18 protein-coding genes are annotated in these 20,629 nt (G+C 73.0%); 10 read left to right on the forward strand and 8 right to left on the reverse strand.

The window, feature by feature from the left end; all coding sequences use genetic code 11:
• Positions 1-135 precede the first annotated feature (135 nt).
• Positions 136-1,008 carry a DMT family transporter gene (locus ACZ7OU_RS18865; protein WP_470256067.1) on the forward strand — a complete coding sequence of 291 codons (873 nt, stop codon included), beginning with the start codon at positions 136-138 and terminating at the stop codon, positions 1,006-1,008.
• 3 nt (positions 1,009-1,011) lie between these two features.
• On the opposite strand, the gene ACZ7OU_RS18870 is transcribed toward ACZ7OU_RS18865, so the two are convergent.
• Both ACZ7OU_RS18870 and ACZ7OU_RS18875 read right to left on the reverse strand, forming a co-directional pair.
• The gene (locus ACZ7OU_RS18870) at positions 1,012-1,584 is read right to left on the reverse strand and encodes a GNAT family N-acetyltransferase (protein WP_470238765.1); all 573 of its coding nucleotides are present in this window, start codon (positions 1,582-1,584) and stop codon (positions 1,012-1,014) included.
• The gene (locus ACZ7OU_RS18875) at positions 1,581-2,093 is read right to left on the reverse strand and encodes a YbaK/EbsC family protein (protein ID WP_470256068.1); all 513 of its coding nucleotides are present in this window, start codon (positions 2,091-2,093) and stop codon (positions 1,581-1,583) included. The genes ACZ7OU_RS18870 and ACZ7OU_RS18875 overlap by 4 nt, the downstream gene beginning before the upstream one ends.
• 408 nt (positions 2,094-2,501) lie before the next feature.
• Here ACZ7OU_RS18875 and ACZ7OU_RS18880 point away from each other — a divergent pair, with 408 nt between their 5' ends.
• The 5 genes from ACZ7OU_RS18880 (at position 2,502) to ACZ7OU_RS18900 (ending at position 6,417) form a co-directional block, all read left to right on the forward strand.
• Positions 2,502-3,443, forward strand: a complete 942-nt coding sequence (locus ACZ7OU_RS18880; protein ID WP_470256069.1) for an SAV_6107 family HEPN domain-containing protein — start codon at positions 2,502-2,504, stop codon at positions 3,441-3,443.
• Complete coding sequence (locus ACZ7OU_RS18885; RefSeq protein ID WP_470256070.1) at positions 3,433-4,203, forward strand: maleylpyruvate isomerase family mycothiol-dependent enzyme; 771 nt, start codon at positions 3,433-3,435, stop codon at positions 4,201-4,203. Before ACZ7OU_RS18880 ends, ACZ7OU_RS18885 begins: the two co-directional genes overlap by 11 nt.
• A gap of 58 nt (positions 4,204-4,261) precedes the next feature.
• Complete coding sequence (locus tag ACZ7OU_RS18890) at positions 4,262-4,993, forward strand: VOC family protein (RefSeq protein ID WP_470238761.1); 732 nt, start codon at positions 4,262-4,264, stop codon at positions 4,991-4,993.
• Between the two features lie 94 nt (positions 4,994-5,087).
• Positions 5,088-6,167, forward strand: coding sequence for a GNAT family N-acetyltransferase (locus tag ACZ7OU_RS18895; protein WP_470238760.1), 1,080 nt, complete (start codon positions 5,088-5,090; stop codon positions 6,165-6,167).
• Positions 6,168-6,240: 73 nt separating this feature from the next.
• A complete protein-coding gene (locus ACZ7OU_RS18900) occupies positions 6,241-6,417 on the forward strand; it encodes a hypothetical protein (RefSeq protein ID WP_470256071.1) in 177 nt (58 codons plus the stop codon).
• A gap of 418 nt (positions 6,418-6,835) precedes the next feature.
• On the opposite strand, the gene def is transcribed toward ACZ7OU_RS18900, so the two are convergent.
• Genes def through ACZ7OU_RS18930 form a run of 6 tightly spaced genes read right to left on the reverse strand, consistent with a single transcriptional unit; the run spans position 6,836 to position 16,336 of the window.
• Positions 6,836-7,336, reverse strand: a complete 501-nt coding sequence (def, locus tag ACZ7OU_RS18905; protein WP_470238759.1) for a peptide deformylase — start codon at positions 7,334-7,336, stop codon at positions 6,836-6,838.
• A 36-nt stretch (positions 7,337-7,372) separates the two neighbouring features.
• On the reverse strand, positions 7,373-12,034 hold the full coding sequence (locus ACZ7OU_RS18910; protein WP_470256072.1) for a DEAD/DEAH box helicase: 4,662 nt from the start codon (positions 12,032-12,034) through the stop codon (positions 7,373-7,375).
• Positions 12,015-12,815: a DeoR/GlpR family DNA-binding transcription regulator gene (locus ACZ7OU_RS18915; protein WP_470238757.1), complete on the reverse strand. Its 801-nt coding sequence runs from the start codon at positions 12,813-12,815 to the stop codon at positions 12,015-12,017. The genes ACZ7OU_RS18910 and ACZ7OU_RS18915 overlap by 20 nt, the downstream gene beginning before the upstream one ends.
• Positions 12,787-14,064, reverse strand: coding sequence for an MFS transporter (locus tag ACZ7OU_RS18920; RefSeq protein ID WP_470256073.1), 1,278 nt, complete (start codon positions 14,062-14,064; stop codon positions 12,787-12,789). The genes ACZ7OU_RS18915 and ACZ7OU_RS18920 overlap by 29 nt, the downstream gene beginning before the upstream one ends.
• Positions 14,061-15,089: a 4-hydroxythreonine-4-phosphate dehydrogenase PdxA gene (pdxA, locus tag ACZ7OU_RS18925; protein ID WP_086680486.1), complete on the reverse strand. Its 1,029-nt coding sequence runs from the start codon at positions 15,087-15,089 to the stop codon at positions 14,061-14,063. Before pdxA ends, ACZ7OU_RS18920 begins: the two co-directional genes overlap by 4 nt.
• Positions 15,086-16,336, reverse strand: a complete 1,251-nt coding sequence (locus ACZ7OU_RS18930) for a four-carbon acid sugar kinase family protein (RefSeq protein WP_470256074.1) — start codon at positions 16,334-16,336, stop codon at positions 15,086-15,088. The genes pdxA and ACZ7OU_RS18930 overlap by 4 nt, the downstream gene beginning before the upstream one ends.
• Before the next feature lie 181 nt (positions 16,337-16,517).
• On the opposite strand from ACZ7OU_RS18930, the gene ACZ7OU_RS18935 reads away from it, so the two are divergent.
• The 4 genes from ACZ7OU_RS18935 (at position 16,518) to ACZ7OU_RS18950 (ending at position 20,617) form a co-directional block, all read left to right on the forward strand.
• Positions 16,518-18,365: an Hsp70 family protein gene (locus ACZ7OU_RS18935; RefSeq protein ID WP_470257624.1), complete on the forward strand. Its 1,848-nt coding sequence runs from the start codon at positions 16,518-16,520 to the stop codon at positions 18,363-18,365.
• A 39-nt stretch (positions 18,366-18,404) separates the two neighbouring features.
• On the forward strand, positions 18,405-18,599 hold the full coding sequence (locus ACZ7OU_RS18940) for a DUF3046 domain-containing protein (RefSeq protein WP_470238752.1): 195 nt from the start codon (positions 18,405-18,407) through the stop codon (positions 18,597-18,599).
• 238 nt (positions 18,600-18,837) lie between these two features.
• On the forward strand, positions 18,838-19,884 hold the full coding sequence (recA, locus tag ACZ7OU_RS18945) for a recombinase RecA (protein WP_247012292.1): 1,047 nt from the start codon (positions 18,838-18,840) through the stop codon (positions 19,882-19,884).
• A 205-nt stretch (positions 19,885-20,089) separates the two neighbouring features.
• Positions 20,090-20,617 carry a regulatory protein RecX gene (locus ACZ7OU_RS18950; RefSeq protein ID WP_470239034.1) on the forward strand — a complete coding sequence of 176 codons (528 nt, stop codon included), beginning with the start codon at positions 20,090-20,092 and terminating at the stop codon, positions 20,615-20,617.
• The last annotated feature ends 12 nt before the right edge of the window (positions 20,618-20,629 follow it).

Genomic DNA, 20,629 nt, shown 5'->3' on the forward strand with positions numbered 1-20,629 from the left:
CTTCGTCACCCCACCGCCCCGCGCCTGAGCGGGGTGGTCCCTCGCCGCGTGGCCTTCAGTGCCCGCGGCTGATTTCTGGTGCGCACCGCCCCGCGTCGTCGATCTCCCGAATCCTTCGACGCAGGAGCGTTTCCTTTGCTGTCACTACCCACGCGCGCCCGTTCCTCGGCCGCGCTCGTTCTCGCCGGTGTCCTCTGGGGCACCGGTGGCCTCGCCGGCTCGCTGCTCGGTCAGCTCGCCGGCCTCCACCCGCTCGCCGTGGCCGCGTACCGGCTGCTCGTCGGCGGCGGCGTCGCCACCCTCTTCGTCCTGCTGAAAGGCGGCGCCCTCCCGCGCACGGCCGAAGCAGCGAAGCGCCTTCTCGCCGTCGGGGCGCTCTTCGCGCTCTTCCAGGCGAGCTACTTCGCCGCCGTCGCGCTCAGCTCGGTCAGCGTCGCCACGATGACCACCATCGGCGCGGCACCCGTCTTCGTCACGCTCGCCGCGGTGCGCCGGCCCCATCGCTGGACGGTGCTCTCCCTCGCCGGCACGCTCGCCGGCCTGGCGCTGCTCCGCTGGTCACCGGACGAACCCGCCCACCTGTTCGGCGGCCTCGGCCTCGCGCTCCTCGCCGCGGCGGGCTTCGCGACCCTGACGCTGCTCACCGCGAAGCCGGTCGACGGCCTGGGGCCGCTGCCCACGACGGCGTTCGGCTGCCTGACCGGTGGCCTCCTGCTCACGCCCGTGGCGAGCTGGACGGGCATGGCGCTGCCGCTGCACGCGGACGTCCTCGCGGTGGTCTGCTACCTCGGCGTGGTGCCCACCGCGCTCGCCTACGCCGCCTACCTGCGCGGCCTGGCGACGGCGCACCCCGTCCTGGGCGCGCTGTCGGCGGTGCTCGAGCCGCTGACGGCCGCGGTCCTGTCCGCCGCGTTCCTCGGGGAACGGCTCAGCGTCACGGCCTGGTGCGGCGCCGCCGTCCTGGCCGGGGCGCTGGCGATCGGGTACTGGCGGCCCGAGCGACGCTGAGGTTCAGCGCGGGTCGAGGGGCAGCGCGCGCCCGAGGATCGCGAACGGCCGCGGGTCGCCGGCGAAGTGGTAGTCGCGCAGGACGTCGACGAACCCGGTCCGGCGGTAGAGCTTCCACGCGCGGCTGGTGCCCTCGGGCGTCGACAGCAGGACGTTCGCGCTCGGCACGCTGTCCAGCAGGCTCCGCAGCAAGTCCTCGCCGATCTGGTGGCCCTGGTTCTCCGGCTTGACGTGGATCTCGGTCAGCTCGAAGTAGTCCGACAGCCAGCGCTCCGCCGCTTCGGGCCCGAAGCGGCGGCTCAAGCCGTGGCGCACCTGCTCGTGCCACCACTGCCCGGCCCGGCCGCGGTAGCCGTAGGCGAGGCCGAGCAGGACGCCGTCGGCGTCGAGCGCGGCCATGCAGCGCCAGCCCTCACGCAGCGCGTGCGTGAGCCACATCGGCGCGCGCTGCTCGGCGGTGCCGGCCGGGTAGCGCATCGCCCGGACGTAGATGTCCAGCGCCTCGGGCAGGCGGGCGCGGAACTCGTCCGAGGAGAGCTGGACGTAGCGGGAGCAGCCGGCGGGCATCGCGGTCACGGCTGTCCATCTTCCTCCGCGCCGCTGAGCGCGCCCGGGGTGCCCCCGGTCAAGGCGACCAGCTCCGCGAAGGTGGTGGGGTAGACGGTCTTGGGGTGCCCGGCGGCGGCCCACACGACGTCGTGGGCGCGCAGGGCGGTGTCGACGAGGGTCGGCAGCGGCGACGGGTGCCCGGCCGGGGCGACGCCGCCGATCGGCTGGCCTGTGTGCTCTCGCACAAAAGTCGCGTCGGCCTTGCCGATTCCGGCCCCGGCCAGGCGCTCGAGGGTGGCCGGATCCGCGCGGTGCGCACCCGAGGTCAGCGCGAGGAGCGCTTTTTTGTCGGACCCCAGGCGGAAGATGAGGCTGTTGGCGATGGCCCCCACGGGCACGTCGAGCGCTTCGGCCGCCTGAGCGGCGGTCCGGACCTCGGCGGGCAGCACGCGGATGCCCTCGGCGGCGGCGTGCTGCCCGGCTTCGGCCAGCGCGGCCGCCACCTTGGCGACGGCGGGGTGGTCCAGCGAACTCATGAACCTATGAGATCACGCCACCGACCTGGTGTCCCGCACCACGTCCGGGGATTCCACCCGTGGGGTTGAGCGGACACCGGGTCGGGGTTACTCTGGAAATTGTTCGAACAGACGTTCGACATCGGTGAGCGCGCACCGGTCAGGTGCCCGGCGGCGGGGCGGGGGAAGCGTCCCGCCGCCGGGTGCTCGATCGGGCTCACCCCGCGCAGGAGGAGGGTCGTCATGTCCGTCAAGGTCGTGTCCCCCACGGAGTCCGGGCAGCCGCAGCTGCCCATGCCGCTGCGCCCGCCGGTAACCCCACCAGCGGCCGGCACCCATCACGGCCGTCCCCGGCGAACCCCGCCGAGGCCCGCGGGGTCCCGTCCGCACTCGTCGGTTCCGGCCGACTCTGGACAGCCTGAGCTGCCGATGTCGCCGCGTCCGGTGGGTGCGGATTCCCAGCTGCCCACCTCCCAGCGCACGTCTGCTGCTCGTGCGGAGCGCTCGTCGGTCGCTGATGCCGAGCTTGAGCAGGCCCAGCTGCCGATGCCGCACCCGTCGATGCCGACCGCGGTGTCGGGGCAGCCAGAGCGCCTGGCTGCCGCCGGTGCGGATGGCGACCAGTCCGAGTTGCCCGCCTCGCCGCGCCCGGCCTCCGCCGATGCGGATGGTGGGCGGTCCGAGCTGCTCGCCTCTCAGCGCTCGCCTGCCGCCCGTGCGGAGCGCGCGCCGGTCGCCGGTGCGGAGCTTGAGCAGGCCCAGCTGCCGATGCCGCACCCGCCTGCGCCGACCGCGGACCTCGGTCAGCCTGAGTTGCCGACCTCGCTGCGCCCGCCCACCGCCGCCGGTGCGGATGGCGATCAGCCCGAGCTGCCCGCATCTCCGCGCTCGCCGGTCGCCGGTGCGGAGCTACGCCCGCCCGCGGCCGATGCCGAGCACACCCAGTCCCAGCTGCCCATGTCCCTGCGCCCGCCCGCGCCGCCCGTTGCGGCCGGGCTGCTCGCCCAAGCTCGGCGCGGGCTCGCCGAGGCCGAACGGGAGACCGCTCCCGCCGAACGCTTCATCGGTGCCTACCTCGCCGCCCTGCGCGGGGCCGCCGCCGTGCTCGCTGCGCGGGGGCGGCCGCACCGGGGGCGTGCGCGGCCGGCCAGCACCTGGCTCCTGCTCGACTCCGTCGCCCCTGAACTGCGGGAATGGTCGGCCTTCTTCGCGGGCAACTCGTCCGCGCGCGCCGCCGCGCAGGCCGGGATCACCGGCAAGGTCACCGCCGAGTCGGCCGATGGGCTGGTGCGCGCCGCTACGCCGTTCCTCGAACTGGTCCGGCGCCTGGTGCACGGCCTCCCGATCACCGGGGAAGCCCATGTCGCGTGAGCACGGCCCGGTCGACCAAGGTCGGCTGCTCACGGCGCTGGGGATCGAAGGCCGGGTGCTGGCCGAGGCCGTCCACGCGGCGCCCGCCGAAGCGCCGGTGCCCGCCTGCCCGGGCTGGTCGGCCGCCGAGGTGGCGCGGCACGTCGGGAGCCTCTACCGGATGGTCCGGCGCCGGCTCGCCGAAGGCCGCAACCCCGAAGACTGGCAGCGCGACCCCGAGCCGAGCCAGAGCGTGGCGGCCTACCTGGAGACCGGCCTGACCGAGCTGCTCGACGAGCTGGCCGCGCACGAACCGGAAGAGCGCGCCGACACCTGGTGGCCGGCGGACCCGACGTACGGGTTCTGGCGGCGGCGGATGCTGCACGAGACGCTGGTCCACCGCGTCGACGTCGAGCAGGCGGCGGGCACCCCGGAGCGTGACATCGCCGAAGACCTCGCGATCGACGGCATCGACGAGGCGCTGACCCTCTGGTTCGGCCAGAAGCTGCCGATGCTGGGGCTGACCGGCACGAAAGCGGGCTCGGTCGGCGTGCGCACCGGCGCGCACAGCTGGATCGCGCGGGCCGGACCCGAGGCGACGGAGGCCTGGCGCTGTTCGGCCGAGGAGGCCGAGGCCGCGGACGACGTCGTCACGGCCGCCGAACCCGGGCGGATCTACCTGTGGTTGTGGGGCCGTTCGTCCCTGACCTCGGTGACCGTGCGGGGAGTGCACGACCAGGCCGCCCAGCTCTGGGCGCTGATGCGGCTCGCGACCCGATGACCCGGCCGGTGGGGAAGCCGAACCGGAACTGTCGGGGGTGGCGGTTAGCCTGCGGCGCATGACCACGCGCCTGGTGAACCTGGTGATCGACGCGGCGCGGCCGAGGGTCCTGGCGGACTTCTGGGCCGCGTTGCTCGGCTGGCACGTCGCGCTCGAGGAGCCGGACGAGGTCGACGTGCGCGCCCCGGAAGCCGACGGCTGGGGCCTGGACCTCGTCTTCGTGCCCGTTCCCGAGCCCAAGGAAGTGAAGAACCGGATCCACCTCGACCTGGCGAGCACGACGCTCTCGCACCAGGCCGAGCTGGTGTCGCGTGCCTTGGAGCTCGGCGGCAGCCGGGTCGACCTCGGGCAGGGCGCGGTGCCGTGGGTCGTGCTGGCGGACCCGGAGGGCAACGAGTTCTGCGTCCTCGAGCCCCGCGACCGGTACGCGGGGGCGGGCGCGGTGGCGTCGATCGTCGTCGACGCCCATGACCCGGACCTCATGGCCGGCTTCTGGGCGCGGCTCACCGGCTGGCCGGTCGGTGCCCGCGAGGGTGACGTCCTGGTGGGGCTGCGCGCGCCGTCGGGGCGCGGGCCGTGGCTGGAGTTCCTCCGCAACGACGACGTGAAGCGCGTCAAGAATCGGGTGCACCTCGATGTCGCGCCGCCTTCGGGTACCGAGCACGCGGAGGCGGTGTCGGAGGTCGTGGCCGCGGGTGCGGCGCCCGCGGACCTCGGTGGGCCGGCGCTGCCGTGGCGAGTGCTGATGGACCCGGAGGGCAACGAGTTCTGCGTGCTGACGCCGCGCTGACCGTTTCGGCCGGGTTGCCGGCCGCGGCGAACGCTGATCTGCGCGAAACACTCGCGTCCCGGAGCTGCAACAAGCGCGGAGGACCGTGGGGGGCATGAAGACCTCCAGAGCGTTGCCCCAGCTCGGCCTGGACACGGCCGTCGAAGTGGCGGCCGAGCCGCCGGTGTGGCGGGTGCGGATCCGGATGCACGACCATCCCGGCACGCTGGCCCGCATCGCGATCCGGCTCGCCGACCTCGAGTGCAACATCCTCGGCCTGGCCGTGCTGCCCGTACCCGGCGGCGTGCTCGACGAGATCGTCCTGCGCCCGGCGACCGGCCTGCCCCGGCGGCACCTCGTCGACGCCATCCGCGCCGAGGGCTGCGAGTGCACGGCGATCATCGACGCCGACGTCCACGAGCTGGTCGACCCGGCGTCGTCGACGCTGCTCGCGGTCCGCCGCGCGGTCGACCAGCCCGCTCGGCTCGCCGAGGTGCTGAAGGACGTGCTGGCCGCGGACGTGGTCACGCGCGTCCCCACGGCCGAGGCGAACCCGGCCCGCACCGAGAGCGGGCACCGGGCCGTGTTCGGGCTGAGCGGCGGGGACGCGCTGGTGGCGCGGCGTCAATGGGCGCCGTTCGTGCAGCTGGAGCTGACCCGCGCCGAAGCGCTGGTGACGCTGCTGACCGCGGCGGCCCGGAACGTCTCGGGCCCGGTGGTGCTGAACCGCCCGGACGGCGCGGCGATCGTCCTGCGCAAGGGCGTCCCCGCCGACGCCGAAGCGGTGTCCGGACTGCACCGCCGCTGTTCGACGGCGACGCTCTTCCGCCGCTACCACACGGGAGTCCGGACGGTCCCGCGCCGCTGGCTGCACCGGCTGCTGGTGCCCCCGCGCGGGACGAGCGTGCTCGCGGTCTTCGGCCGCGAGGTGATCGGTCTGGCCCAGCTGATCCCGTCCGCGGCGGGCGGCGCCGAGATTTCCCTGCTGGTGGAGGACGACTGGCAGCGCCAGGGCATCGGCACGGCCCTGCTGGACAGGGTGGCGGTGCTCGCGGAGGCCGAAGGCATCAGGGAGCTGCGGGCTGACTGCCTCCCCGGCGACGAGGTCCTGGCCCGCACGGCGGCCCGAGCGGGCTTGCGGACGGAACGCACCACCGAGGACGGCACCCAGCTGCGGATGGTCCTCCCGGCCTGACCGACCCGACCTCGGCGACGGCCTGACTGACACCGAGGTGGCCCGCGCCAAGGCCGGCTGCGCGGCTTGACCGATGCCGAGGTGGCTCGGGGCCGAGGGCTGGCTACGCGGCCTGACCGACGCCGAGATGGCCCGCGCCAGGGGCCGGCTGCGCGGCTTGACCGGCGCCGGGTGGCCTGGGGCCGAGGGCCGGCTACGCGGCCTGACTGACACCGAGGTGGCCAGCGCCAGGGCCGGCTACGCGGCCTGACCGATGCCGAGGTGGCCCGTGGCTCGGGGCTCGGGGCTCGGGGCCGAGGGGCCCGCTACGCGGTCTGGCCGACGCCGAGGTGGCCTGCGCCAGGGGCCGGCTGCGCGGCCTGACTGAGCCGAGGTGGCCTGGGACCAGGGGCCAGTTGCGCGGTCTGACCGAGCCGAGGTGGCCCGGGGCCGAGAGCCGGCTACGCGGCCTGACTGACGCCGAGGTGGCCCGCGCCAGGGGCCGGCTACGCGGCCTCACCGACGCCAGATGGCGCGGGGCCGAGGGCCGGCCGCGCGGCGGGATCGTGCTGGGCCTGGAGGACACGTCGTCGCCCGGTTGGCGGGATGGTCTCGGTGCCGCGAGTGCCGCCTGTGGGCGCGATGCCATCGCGCGGCAGTGGCGGACCCCCGCCGCCGGGCTCAGCTGGTCAGCGCTTCCAGAACCAGTCCTTGTCGCGCGCTTCGCGCATGGCCGTCTTCTTGCGCTCGGCTGTGAGGCGGTCCAGGTAGAGCACTCCGTCGAGGTGGTCGGTTTCGTGCTGGAGGCACTGGGCCAGCACGTCCTCGCCTTCGACCTCGATCGGCTCGTTGTGGATGTCGACGCCTCGGACCTTCGCGTGCTTCGCGCGCTTCGTGGGGAACCACAGCTCCGGTACCGACAGGCAGCCCTCGTCGATCTCGTGCGTCTCCTCGGACAGCTCGACGATCTCCGGGTTGACGACGTACCCGGCGAGCCCGGCGACGTCGTAGCTGAAGATGCGCAGCCCGACACCGATCTGCGGCGCGGCCAGCCCGGCGCGCCCCGCCGGCTTCACCGAGTCGACCAGGTCCCGCACGAGCGCCTCGAGCTTCGCGTCGAACACCTTGACCGGGTCGCAGACGGACTTGAGGATCGGGTCCCCGAAATAGCGCAGTTCGCGCATGGCCATGAGCAGAACATCCTTCGTGCGTGTCGGACTGGCAGCTTAGGCCCGCAGACGCAGGCCTGAGGGTGTGGCCCGGAAACCGGCTTCCCGCAGGACCTCCGCCAGCTCCGACGTCAGCGCCTGCTCGCCGTCCGCGCGCTGGACCGCCAGCTGGCCCAGCCAGCCTTCCCGGACCGCGGCCGACAGCGCCTGCGCCGCGTCCGACAGCGGTTGCCGTTCCTCGGTGAAGCTCAGCAGTGACCGGCCTCCTCGCTCGACGTACAACGCCGGAACTCCGTCCACCAGCACCGCCAGCGCACCGGCCTTGCGCGCCGGACGGTGTTTCGTGTCGCCCGTCGCGGCCGGCCAGGGGAGCGCCGCGCCGTACGGCTGGGCCGGGTCCGCCGCCGCCAGCACCACCGCGCGGCCGGGTGCCGGGCGGCCCGGGCCCGACAGCGCGCGCAGCCTGTCCACCGCCCCCTTCGCCGCGAACTGGGCCGCGCCCAGGCCCTCCACGACGTAGCCCCGGATCACCTGACCGGTGTCTTCCATGCCGCGGAGCACCTTGTAGATCCCCGAAAAACCGCCGGTGACGCGTTCGGTGTCGAGCGCGCCGCGGGTCAGGACGCCGTGGCGCTCCAGGAACGCTTCCGTCCGCGCGTGGGCCCGCCGGGTCGCGTCGGTTTCGCGCGACGGCGTCAGCGCCCAGCGGCCGGCGACCGTCGGTGGTCCCGACCGCGACGGCATCTGCGGCCGCCCCGCCCGCAACCGCGCGTACCGGCCGCGGGGCGCCTGGCGTCGCGGCTTGTGCGCGCCGTGCCCGGCCACCTGGGCCCGCAACGGTCCCAGCGTGTCGCCCGTGACCAGCCCGGCCCACACCAGGTCCCACAGTGCCGCCACGACTTCGGCGTCGTCCGGTGCCTTGTCCACCAGCACGCTCGCGCGGTCCACCAGCTGGCGGAAGAACAGCGCGCCACCCTCCAAAGTGGACACGATCGCGTCGTGCAGCGGGCCGGTCGGGATGTCCTCGACGACCTCCGGCAGCAGCAGGTCGGCGACGTCCGTGGGAGCGAGGGCGATCCACCCGTCCCCGCCGGACAGCGCGCCGCAGCCCGCCCACGTGACCTCGCCCGCGGTCGTCAGCTCGTCCAGCAACGCGGGGGAGTAGCCCGGCAGCCGGCCGGGCAGGATCAGCGACTCCACCGCGCTCGCCGGCAACGGTGCCCCGGCGAGCTGCTCGACCACCGACAGCACGTCGTCCGCCGTGGGTGCCGCCCGGACGCGGCCGCCGAACCCGTGCCACGACGGCAGGAACCGGCCCAGCGCCGCCGGTTCGACCGGCTCCACCTCGGCCCGCAGCTTCGCCAGCGACGCCCGCCGCAGCCGCCGCAGGACCGCCGAATCGCAGTACTCGACACCGACTCCGTGGGTGTCCGGATGACCGATCGGGCTCAGCTCGCCACGCACCAGGCGGCCTTCCCCGGTCATCCGGTCGAGGACGCCGGTGACGACCGCCATGCCCAGCCCGAACCGGGCGGCCACGGTCGCCGCCGCGAACGGCCCGCGGCCGCGGGCGTAGCGGGACAGCAGGTCGCCGAGCGGGTCCGCGACCGGTTCGGTGAACGCCTCGGGCACCCCCACCGGCAGCGCGGTGCCCAGCGCGTCCCGCACCTTGCCGGAGTCTTCGATGGCCAGGAACCGTTCCGTGCCGCCGATCCGGACCCGGATCGCCCGCCGCGCCGCCTCCAGCTCGGTGAGCCACTCCGCCTGGATGCCGCGCTCGGCCGCATCCTCGACGGTCAGGTCGCCGAGGAACCGCAACAGGTCGGCGGCGTCCTCCGCCGAGCGTGCGTGCCGGTCGGGCTCGAGCCGCTGCAGCGACCGTTCGACCTCGCGCACGGCTTCCGGGTCGAGCAGTTCGCGGATCGCTTCGGTGCCCAGGAGCTCGGCCAGCAGCCCCGAGTCCAGCGACAGCGCCGCCGCGCGCCGCTCGGCCAGCGGCGCGTCGGTCTCGTAAAGGAACATCCCGACGTAGCCGAAGAGCAGGCTGCGTGCGAACGGCGAAGCGGCCGGCGTCTCGACCTCCACCAGCCGGACCTTGCGAGCCCGGACGTCGGCCATCAGCTCACGCAGTCCGCCCACGTCGTAGACGTCCTGCAGGACCTCCCGCATCGCTTCGAGGACGACCGGGAACCGTTCGTACTTCGACGCGACCGACAGCAGCTGCGACGCGCGTTGCCGTTGCTGCCACAGGGGAGTGCGGCGCCGCGGGTCCCGGCGCGGCAGCAGCAGGGACCGGGCCGCGCACTCCCGGAACCGCGCCGCGAAGACGGCCGAGCCGCCGACCTCCGCGACGATCAGCTGCTCGACCTCTTCGGGATCGAGCAGGATGTCGTCCGCGCCGATGGTGACGTCGCCGCCCTCGGAATCGAGCGCGTCCGGCAGGCGCAGCACGATGCCGTCGTCGGAGTGCGCGACCTGCGCGTCGATCCCGCGGTTCTCCCGCAGCCGAGCGGCGATGGCCAGCGCCCACGGCGCGTTCACCTGTGCGCCGAACGGCGAGTGCACGATGATCCGCCAGTCGCCCAGCTCGTCGCGGTAGCGCTCCAGCAGGATCGTCCGGTCGTTCGGCACGTGCCGGGTGGCGGACTTCTGCTCGGCCAGGTAGGCGAGGAGGTTGTCGCACGCCCGCTCGTCCAGCCCCGCCGCGGTGGCCCGCTCGCGCGCCTTTTCGTCGTCCGATGTGGACAGTTCGCGGACGAACTTCCCCAGCGCCCGGCCGAGTTCCAGCGGGCGGCCCGGCGCGTCGCCCTTCCAGAACGGCATCCGTGCCGGCTCGCCCGGCGCGGGCACCACGATGACCCGGTCGTGCGTGATGTCGGTGATCCGCCACGACGACGTGCCGAGCAGGATGGTGTCGCCGACGCGCGACTCGTACACCATCTCCTCGTCGAACTCGCCGACGCGCGAACCGGGCTTGTCGTCCCCGCCCGGCGTCATCACGGTGAACAGGCCGCGATCCGGGATCGTGCCGCCGGAGGTGACGGCCAGCCGCTGCGAACCCGGCCGGCCGCGCAGCTCGCCGGCGATGCGGTCCCAGGTGATGCGGGCCCGCAGCTCGCCGAACTCCTCGCTCGGGTACCGGCCGGCGAGCATGTCGAGCACCGCGTGCAGCGCGTCGTCCGGCAGCGAGGCGAACGGCGCCGCCCGGCGCACCAGGGACGCGAGGTCCGCCACCGTCCACGGCTCCAGCGCCACCATCGCGACCACGTGCTGCGCCAGGACGTCCAGGGGGTTGCGCGGGTAGCGGACCGCTTCGATCGCCCCACTCGCCATCCGCTCGGCGACCACCGCGCAGGAGACGAGGTCGCCGCGGAACTTGGGGAACATGACGCCGGACGACACCGCGCCGACCTGGTGCCCGGCCCGGCCGACGCGCTGCAGCCCGGACGCCACCGTCGGCGGCGCCTCGATCTGCACCACCAGGTCGACCGCGCCCATGTCGATGCCCAGCTCCAGCGACGACGTCGCCACCACGCACGGCAGCCGCCCGGACTTGAGGTCTTCCTCGACGCGCGTGCGCTGCTCCCGCGACATCGACCCGTGGTGCGCGCGGGCGATCACGGGCGGCGCGCCGGTGCTCACCCCGGACTGCCCGACGGCCTCGGCCGGGAACGTTTCGGCGGGCGTCAGCTCCGTCTGTTCGGCGGCCAGCTCGTTGAGCCTGGCCGTCATCCGCTCGGTGAGCCGCCGGGAGTTGGCGAACACGATGGTCGAGCGGTGGTCCTGGATCAGGCTCAGCACCCGTTCCTCGACCGCGGGCCAGATGGACGGCCGCTGCACGGGGTTGCCGGCGATCTCCTCCAGCGTGCCCAGGCCACCGGGCGCGATGTCGCCGGGTGGGAACGCCTCGGTCAGCGATTCCAGTTCGTCGAGCGGGCTCGGCGCCGGACCGCCGCGCGGCGCGTCGAGGTTGCTCATGTCCTCCACCGGGACCTCGACGCGCACCTCGATGGTCTTCGCCAGCTTCGGCTGGACCACCCGCACCGGACGGCCGCCGGCCAGGAACGCGCTCACCTCGTCGACCGGGCGGACCGTCGCCGACAGGCCGATCCGCTGCGCCGGCTTCGGCAGCAGCGAGTCCAGCCGCTCCAGCGACAGCGCGAGGTGCGCCCCGCGCTTGCCGCCGGCGACGGCGTGCACCTCGTCGACGATCACGGTCTCGACGCCGCGCAGCGACTCCCGCGCCGACGACGTGAGGATCAGGAACAGCGACTCCGGTGTGGTCACCAGCACGTCGGGCGGGGTCTTGGTGAAGGAGCGGCGCTCGGCCGCGGTGGTGTCGCCGGTGCGCATGCCGACCTCGATCGCCGGCACCGGGAGCCCGAGCCGCCGCGAGGCCTGCGAGATGCCGGCCAGCGGTGCGCGGAGGTTCCGCTGGACGTCGACGGCGAGGGCCTTCAGCGGGGAGACGTAGAGGATCCGGCAGCGTTTCGTGGCCTCCGCCGGCGGCGGTTCCACCGACAGCCGGTCCAGTGCCCAGAGGAACGCGGACAGCGTCTTGCCGGACCCGGTCGGCGCGACGACGAGGGCGTGCTCGCCCGCGTACGCCGCCCGCCAGGCCCCTTCCTGCGCCGCGGTGGGCGCGGCGAAGGCCCCCGCGAACCAGTCGCGGGTCGCGGGGGAGAACAGGTCGAGCACGTCAGCTGCCACGTCGTCCATGATGCGCGGCACCCCCGACAGTTTCCGATCCTCCGGCGAGGATCACGCTCTGGGCGAACTGCGGATACGTGACGTCGACCTTCGGTTCGTCGGTGATCAGCCGGTAGTCGCGGTCGAGCGGCGTCCAGTAGGAAAAAGGGGCCTGGTCCAGCTTGGAGTGGTCGGCCAGGACGTACGCCTCCGCGCCCGCGTGCAGCATCGCGTGCTTGACCACCGACTGCTCCAGTGACGGGCAGCACAGGCCCCGGCCGGCGACGAGGCCGTCGGCCCCCAGGAACACCCGGTCGGGTGAGATGTGCCGCAGCTGCGCCAGCACGGTCTCGCCCAGGATCGCTTCGTTCGGGTGCCGGAGGCGGCCGCCGAGGACGATCAGGTCGATCCCCGCGAAGCCCGCGAGCTCGCGGATGGCGTTGACGCCGTTCGTGACGACGGTCAGCCCTTCGCGGTGGGCGAGGTGGCGGGCGAGCCTGCCGGTGGTCGTGCCGGCGTCGAGCAGCACGACCTCGCCGTCCTCGACCAGCGCGGCGGCCTCGCGGGCGATGGCGTCCTTGGCCGCCGCGTGCTCCTGGTCCTTTTCCCGGGGACTGCGTTCGGTGTCGAGCGCGCCGCCGTAGGTGCGGACGACGTGCCCGGCCCCGGCGAGCGAGGCGAGGTCGCGGCGGATCGTCGACTCCGAGACGCCGAATTCCTCGGCCAGCTCCGCGATGCCGCCGGAGCCGTCGCGGACGGCCTCCAGGAGCATCGCGCGCCGGTCACGGGTGCCTGGTCGCGGCTGGGACATGCGCCGACTCTTCCACAGTCGCGGGTTTCAGCCCGAAGAACGCCAGCCCGGCGGCCACGGCGAGGAACGCCGCCAGTACCACGAACCCGGTGGTCGCGCTGCCGGTGACATCGGTGAGCCAGCCGACCAGGTACGGCCCGGCGAACCCGCCGAGGTTGCCCAGCGCGTTGATCAGGCCCATCGCCACGGCGACGACTTCGATGCCGAGGATCCGGCTGGGGATCGCCCAGAACGGCCCGTAGGGCATGTAGACGCCGGTCGCGACGACGCAGAGCAGCACCAGCTGGACCGCCGCCGGCCAGTGCACGAGGTTGCCGAGCAGCAGTCCGGCGATCGCTACGAGCAGCGGGACGGTGACCGCGAGCCGCCGGTCCCCGGTCCGGTCCGACCAGTGCGCGCACGCGACCATCCCGGCCAGCGCGAGGACGTACGGCACGGCCGACAGGAACCCGACGGCGGTCGCCGAACCCCCGGTCATCGTCTTCACCACCGACGGCAGCCAGAGCGAAAAGCCGTAGAACCCGGTGATCCAGAAGAAGTAGATGCCGATCAGCAGCAGCACCTGCCGGTTCGCCAGCGCCTGCCGGTAGCCCTGTTTCGCGAACGCCGGCTTCGCCTCTTCTTCGGCCTTCAGGGTGGTTTCGAGGTACTCCCGCTCCTCGGCGGAGATCCAGCGGGCCTTCGCCGGCCGGTCGGCCACCGCGAACCACCAGACCACCGCCCACAGCAGCGGCGGCAGGCCCTGGATCACGAACACCCAGCGCCAGGACATGTGGTCGAGCATCAGCCCGGACAGCGGGGACATGACGATCGCCGAGATCGGCAGGCAGGTCATCCACAGCGCGTTCGCCCTGGCCCGTTCGGCCTGCGGGAACCACGACGCCAGCAGGATCAGCACCGCCGGCCACACGCCGCCTTCGAACAGCCCGAGCAGCAGCCGGGCCAGGTGCAGCTGGGTCTCGTTCCGGACCAGTCCGCACAGCACCGCCGCGACGGACCACGCGATCATCAACAGCAGCACGGTCTTGCGGGCGCTCCACTTCACCGCCAGCACCGCCGCCGGGATCTGCAATACGAGGTAGCCGACGAAGAAGATGCCGCTCGCGAGTCCCTTGGCGCTGGCCGACAGCGGGAAGTCGTCGCCGATGTAGGGCAGGATCACCGCGACGTTCGTGCGGTCGAGGTAGGCCAGCATGTACATGACCACCGCGACCGGGATGACGTACGCCCAGCGCTTGCGGGGGATCACCGGACGCCCGGCGGGTAGATGGCGGGCAGCTTCCGCGCGTACGGCGCCAGTGTCGCCGCCGCCTTGAACGCGGCGACCATCGTGCCGTGGGACGCGCGGCCGGTGCCGGCGATGTCGAACGCCGTGCCGTGGTCGACCGACGTGCGCAGGATCGGCAGGCCGACCGTCACCGACACCGTGCCGTCGAAGTCGTACGTCTTCGACGCGATGTGCCCCTGGTCGTGGTAGAGCGAGAGCACGCCGTCGAACCGGCCCTGGATCCCTTGGTGGAACACGGAGTCCGCCGGGATCGGGCCGACCACGTCGAGCCCGGCCGCCCGCGCGGCGGCGACCGCCGGGGCGATCGCGACGATCTCCTCGTCGCCGAACTTGCCGTTCTCCCCGCCGTGCGGGTTCAGCGCCGCCACGGCGAGTCTCGGTTTCTCGGTGCCGAACACCTCGAGCGCGGTGTAGGCCTCGCGGATGGCGTGCTCGATGTTCTCGCGGGTGATCTGGTTGATTGCCTCGCGCAGGGAAAGGTGCCGGGTGGCGAAGAAGATCTTCAGCCCCGACACCCAGAACATCGTGTTGAACCGGGTCGAGCCGGTCAGCTCGCCGAGCATCTCGGTGTGCCCGAGGTGCTGGGAGCCCGCCGCCCAGATCGCCTCCTTGTTGATCGGCGCGGTCACGACCGCGTCGACCTCGCCGGCCAGCGCGAGCCGGGTGGCCACTTCGATCGCGCCCACGGCGGCGGCGCCCGCGGTCGCGTTGACCTCGCCCCACGGCAGGTCTTCCCGGACGACGCCGAGGTTGAGGATGTCGATCACGCCGGTGGTGAAGCGCGCGTCGGCGACCGTGGCGATGGGGTTGATCTCCAGGTGCAGGCCGAGGTGCCGGACCAGGCGTTCCAGCACGACCGCGTCACCGACCGCGACCCCGCGGGCCATCTGCAACGACTCGGGTTCGGCGAGGGTCTTGAGGGTGATTTCCGGGCCGATGCCCACGGGGTCGCCGAGGGTGACGGCGAGGATGGGGAGGTCGCTCACGGGTTCTTCCTTCCGGTGGCCAGCACGTGGTTCAGGTGTTCCAGGCAGGCGACGGCGGCGTCGCGCCCGCCGATCAGCCCGCCTTTGGTGGCGAAGGGCAGCCCGTCGTGCGGGCCGCCGGAAAGCCGCCCGGCGACCGCCAGGGGCAGTACTTCGGTGTCGATCTCGAAGCCCTCGGCGCCGAGTGACTTCGTGACCTCGACGGCGATGTCGCCGCCGGTGGCGTACAGCCCGCCGATCCGGTGCGTGCCGAGCACCAGCCGGGCCGCCTCGCCGAGCGCCGGCGGGATCCGCGCCGCCACCTCCGGGTCGACCGGGACACCGGGCGCGGGAGCCCGCGTCCGGATGCCCACGACCCGGTGCCCGGCATCCAGGAGTTCGCCCGCCGCGGCGGCGATCGACGGTGGATCCGGGTGCTCCGGGTCGACGTCGACGTACCGCGCGTCCAGCACCAGCTCGGTTTCCAGCAGCTGGTCACGGGTCTGCCCGGTGATGCTGCCGACCACGGAAAGGACCGGCGGGACGGTGCCGTGGCCGGGTGCGAGGCCCAGCGCGGCCGCCAGCCGGACGCCGAACGGCCCGGAGTCCACCGAGATCCACCGCGTGCCTTCGGCCGCCAGCCGGGCCGCGGCCTTGGCGACGGTGGTGAGGTGCCGGTTCGTCGTGGCATCGCAGACGACGATCCCGGCCGGGCGGCGCAACGCGGCCACGACCGCCTCCACGCCCTCTTCGACGACGTCCAGTGGCAGTTCGGCGATCTCCCGATCGGTGGGCTGCAGGAGCGTGCGGATCCGCGACGACCGGACGGGAGCCAGCGGATCGCGCGCCGCCGGGCTTTCGGCCAGCGGTACGCCGTCGACCAGGTGCAGGCCGCCGAGGGTGACCCGGCCGGCGTCCGGGAACGCGGGCACGACCAGAGCCCGGGCGTCCGGCGCCGAAGCCAGGACGGCCTCGGTCTCCACGCCGACGTTGCCGCGCAACGTCGTGTCCACGCGCTTCACCGTCAGCGCGACGGGCCCGGCCAGCTCGATCGCGGTTCGCACTGCTTGCGCGGCGTGTGGTGGCGGTGCGTGGCGGGTACCCAGGTTGACCACGAGGGCGTCGATCCCGCTCTCCGCGCGGAAGCAGGGCGCGTCCGGCTCGAGCGGCGCGTTGACGGAAACCGCGCGCAGCCCGAAGCGGGCGTACAGCGCTCCGGTCGCGTTGCTGCCGGTCAGGTCGTCCCCGAGGACGAGCAGCTTCGGCATCCGGACGCTCCTTTGCGCGATCTGAGCAACTCGGTTGACCGAACTGCGCAACTATCGTGCCCGAGATCACCGCCCAAGTCAAGGAGCGATGACTTTCGCGGGTCCGCACGCACGGTGACCGCGCACATGGCAGCATCACGGCGAACGCCGTCAAGGCGTGTTTTTCGTGAAGGGGAGTGCAGTGCGGATCCTGTCGGTGGACCTCGGGACGTCCAACACCGTCGCCGTCCTTTCGGCGCACGGCATGCCGCCCCGGGTCGTCGAGGTGGACGGCTCGGCCAACATGCCGTCGGCGGTGTTCGCGACCGAAGAGGGCACGATCATGGTCGGCCGCGACGCCGAGCGCCGCGCCCGCCTCGACCCGACGCGCTTCGAGCCGAACCCCAAGCGCCGCATCGACGAGCAGACCCTGCTGCTCGGCACCGACGTCGTCCCGGTGACCGACGCGCTGGCCGCCATCCTGCGCCGCGTGCTCGAAGAGACTTCCCGCCAGCTCGGCGGCGAGCAGCCCGACGAGGTCCGGCTGACCCACCCCGCGCAGTGGGGCCAGACCCGCCGCAACGTCCTGATGTCCGCCGCCCGGCTCGCCGGGATGGACCGGAACATCCTGCTGGTGCCCGAACCGGTCGCCGCGGCGGCGCACTTCGCGTCGTTCCCCGGCAAGTCGCTGGCCCCCGGCCAGGCGCTCGCGGTCTACGACCTCGGGGCGGGCACCTTCGACGTCGCCGTCGTCGGCGCCACGCAGAACGGGTTCACCGTGCTCGCCGAGGACGGCCTGCCCGACCTCGGCGGCCTCGACGTCGACCAGGCGCTGATGGTGCACGTCGGGCGCGAGGTCTCGCACTCGGACCCGCAGCGCTGGCAGCGGCTCCTGCGGCCCGAATCCACCGGCGACCGGCGCACCCGGCGCGCGCTGCAGGAAGACGTCAAGGCGGCCAAGGAGGCGCTGTCGCGGCACCCACAGACCGAGGTGCCGATGCCCGAGCCGTTCAAGGACGTCCTCGTCACGCGCGGTGAGCTGGAAGGCCTGGTCCGGCCGGCGATGCTGCGCAGCGTCGAGCTGCTCGCGCGGACGCTGCGCTCGTCCGGGCTGACCCCGGACCGCCTGGCCGGCATCTACCTCGTCGGCGGGTCGAGCCGGCTGCCGCTGGTCGGCACGATGATCGCGGAGAAGCTCGGTGTCGTGCCGGGCAGCCTCGACCAGCCGGAGACCGCCGTCGCGCTCGGTGCCCAGCACGTGGCCCGCGACGGCTTGGGCGCGCGCACCCAGAACGTCGAAGGGGCGGTGGCCGCGGGCCGCCCGCAGTACGCGCCGCCGCCCCCTCCACCGCAGTACCCGGGCTACGCGCCGGCGAACTTCCCGCCCAGCGGCCCGCAGCAGGTGCAGAACCCGGCGCCGTCGAACTTCCCCAGCTACTCGCCCGCGCCGGAGCGGGCCGAGCCGAAGCCCGGCGGGAAGAAGAAGCTGCTCATCGGCATCGTGGTCGCGGTCGTCGTGGTGCTCGCGGCCGGGCTGACCTTCTTCCTGACGTCGTCGTCCTCTGCGGCCACCTACACCGCCGACCAGTGCAAGACGCCCGGCCAGGCCGACGACAAGGGGCTCACCGGCTGCCTGCGCCAGCTCGCCGGGAAGATCGCCGACACCGGTGACTGCAAGCCGGGCATGGGCAACGGCCCGGCGGCGCCGGCGGAGAACCTCGGGGTGGCCTCGACCTGCTCCGCGCCGGGCCGCGCGGGCACGCAGGTCACCTACGTCCAGGGCAGCAGCGCCGACTCGCTCAAGCAGTACACCGACGGCCTGCTGACCTCGGCGGGCGGCGACCGCACCGAGGCCGACTGGGGCGGCAACGGGCTCACCGGCCACTACTCGTCGGCCGCGGGCCGGACGTCGGCGGTGCTCGTGTTCACGGTCTCGGACCGGCCGCTGGCAGGGTTCATCTACCAGCTGAACTCGAGCGACCAGGCCCAGGCGACCACGCCGGACACGCTCGCCAACTACTTCGAGGCGAGTGTCCAGCCGGGCGGGTAGCGAACGGACCGTTCGCGCCCTCCGGTTAGAGTGGTTCCGATGCGGATCACGGTTTTCCGGCGGCTGATGGCCGAGGAGTTCGGCCCCGGGCGGGCGCAGGTGCTGGCCAGGGACCACGTGATCAGCGCGCTCGGCGGCCGCACGGTCGACCAGGCGCTGACCGCGGGAATTCCGGCCAAGGAGATCTGGCACGAGGTCTGCGACGCCTTCGACGTTCCGCGTGAACGGCGCTGACCTGGGCGGATGCGCACGAACCTGACCCGGGCGGGCGAAAACTCTAGCGCAAGGGTGTGTCGCTGCCGACCTCGAACAGGTGTTCGTCTAAGGTGTTGTCCACATCGGGTCCAGCGATCCACAGATTGGGCGCCGCGCCTGGAATTGTCGGTCCCCGCCGCTAGCGTCGGACCGGACAGCTGAAGAACCGACACAGAGCCCTCGGGACGGGGGGCTTCGACCAGCGAGGTGGACTTCCATGCCTGCAGCACCCGACAAGGACAAGGCGCTCGAGCTCGCGCTCGCGCAGATCGACAAGCAGTACGGCAAGGGCTCGGTCATGCGGCTCGGCCAGGACGGCCGCGCGCCCGTCTCCGTGATCCCGACCGGCGCCATCGCCCTCGACGTCGCGCTCGGCATCGGCGGGCTGCCCCGCGGCCGCGTGGTCGAGATCTACGGCCCGGAGTCCTCCGGTAAGACCACGGTCGCCCTGCACGCGGTGGCGAACGCGCAGCGTGCCGGCGGCATCGCGGCGTTCATCGACGCGGAGCACGCGCTCGACCCGGAGTACGCCAAGAAGCTCGGCGTCGACACCGACGCGCTGCTCGTCTCCCAGCCGGACACCGGTGAGCAGGCGCTCGAGATCGCGGACATGCTGATCCGCTCCGGCGCGCTCGACATCCTGGTCATCGACTCCGTGGCCGCGCTCGTGCCGCGCGCCGAGATCGAGGGCGAGATGGGTGACTCGCACGTCGGTCTCCAGGCCCGCCTGATGAGCCAGGCGCTGCGCAAGATGACCGGTGCGATGAACAACTCCGGCACCACCGCGATCTTCATCAACCAGCTGCGCGAGAAGATCGGCGTCATGTTCGGCTCCCCGGAGACGACGACCGGTGGTAAGGCGCTGAAGTTCTACGCGTCGGTCCGCCTCGACGTGCGCCGCATCGAGACGCTGAAGGACGGCGGCGAGCCGGTCGGCAACCGCACCCGCGTCAAGGTCGTGAAGAACAAGATGGCCCCGCCCTTCAAGCAGGCCGAGTTCGACATCCTGTACGGCCACGGCGTCTCCCGCGAGGGTTCGCTCATCGACATGGGTGTCGACCAGGCGATCCTGCGCAAGTCCGGTGCCTGGTACACCTACGAAGGCGACCAGCTCGGCCAGGGCAAGGAGAACGCGCGGAAGTTCCTGCGCGACAACCCGGACATCGCCAACGAGATCGAGAAGCGGATCAAGGAGAAGCTGGGCATCGGCGCGCAGGTCGACGCCGAGGCCGTCGAAGCCGTGCCGGCGCCGGTCGACTTCTGATCGAAGGAGTTCCGGGTGCGGGATTGGGTGAGGTGTGCTCGCGGAGTGAGCTCGCCCTGATCCCTTCGCCGTGTCCTCCGGGGGTCGAACCCCCGGACCCCCGCCAGGGGGCGAGCCCCCTGGACCCCCGCGGTGGTTGCGTTGCGCTGTGGTGCTTGGGGTTTGTGAAGACGAGGAGTGATCGAGGGTGGCGAGGGCGCCGAAGATCCCGCCGGCCGAGCTGCCTCCCGAGGAGCGCTACAAGAAGGCCAAGGAGATCTGTTACGACCTCTTGGCCGTGCGTGCGCGGACTCAGGAGGAGCTCCGGCAGGCCTTGCGCCGCAAGGGGTTCGACGAGGAGACCAGCGAAACCCTGCTCGGCAAGCTCGACCGGGCAGGGTTGGTGAACGACGCGGAGTTCGCGGAGCTGTGGGTGAAGTCCCGGCACGAGACCCAGGGCTTGTCCCGCACCGCGCTGATGGCCGAGTTGCGACGCAAGGGCGTCGACGACGAGGTCGCCGCGCAGGCGGCGGGTGAAGTCGACCGCGAGTCCGAGGAGCAGATGGCCAGGGAGCTGGTCCGCAAGCGCCTCGGCTCGCTGGGCAACGTCGACGAACAGACGGCGCTGCGGCGGCTGCTCGGCTTCCTGGCTCGCAAGGGCTACCCGCAAGGGCTGGCGTACAAGGTGATCAAGGAGGAACTCCGCGAGTACGGCGCGGAGTCCACCCTGCTCGACGACGCCTACATCGACTGACGGCGGCCGGCT

The sequence above is a fragment of the Amycolatopsis sp. NPDC114505 genome (assembly GCF_055633615.1).

Coding starts and splice junctions, on each gene's coding strand:
- ACZ7OU_RS18875 (WP_470256068.1), bottom strand. CDS start 2,093: ATGAGTTCGCTGGACCACCCCGCCGTCGCCAAGGTGGCGGCCGCGCTG.
- ACZ7OU_RS18880 (WP_470256069.1), top strand. CDS start 2,502: ATGTCGCCGCGTCCGGTGGGTGCGGATTCCCAGCTGCCCACCTCCCAG.
- ACZ7OU_RS18885 (WP_470256070.1), top strand. CDS start 3,433: ATGTCGCGTGAGCACGGCCCGGTCGACCAAGGTCGGCTGCTCACGGCG.
- ACZ7OU_RS18890 (WP_470238761.1), top strand. CDS start 4,262: ATGACCACGCGCCTGGTGAACCTGGTGATCGACGCGGCGCGGCCGAGG.
- ACZ7OU_RS18895 (WP_470238760.1), top strand. CDS start 5,088: ATGAAGACCTCCAGAGCGTTGCCCCAGCTCGGCCTGGACACGGCCGTC.
- ACZ7OU_RS18900 (WP_470256071.1), top strand. CDS start 6,241: ATGCCGAGGTGGCTCGGGGCCGAGGGCTGGCTACGCGGCCTGACCGAC.
- def (WP_470238759.1), bottom strand. CDS start 7,336: ATGGCCATGCGCGAACTGCGCTATTTCGGGGACCCGATCCTCAAGTCC.
- ACZ7OU_RS18910 (WP_470256072.1), bottom strand. CDS start 12,034: ATGGACGACGTGGCAGCTGACGTGCTCGACCTGTTCTCCCCCGCGACC.
- ACZ7OU_RS18915 (WP_470238757.1), bottom strand. CDS start 12,815: ATGTCCCAGCCGCGACCAGGCACCCGTGACCGGCGCGCGATGCTCCTG.
- ACZ7OU_RS18930 (WP_470256074.1), bottom strand. CDS start 16,336: ATGCCGAAGCTGCTCGTCCTCGGGGACGACCTGACCGGCAGCAACGCG.
- ACZ7OU_RS18940 (WP_470238752.1), top strand. CDS start 18,405: ATGCGGATCACGGTTTTCCGGCGGCTGATGGCCGAGGAGTTCGGCCCC.
- recA (WP_247012292.1), top strand. CDS start 18,838: ATGCCTGCAGCACCCGACAAGGACAAGGCGCTCGAGCTCGCGCTCGCG.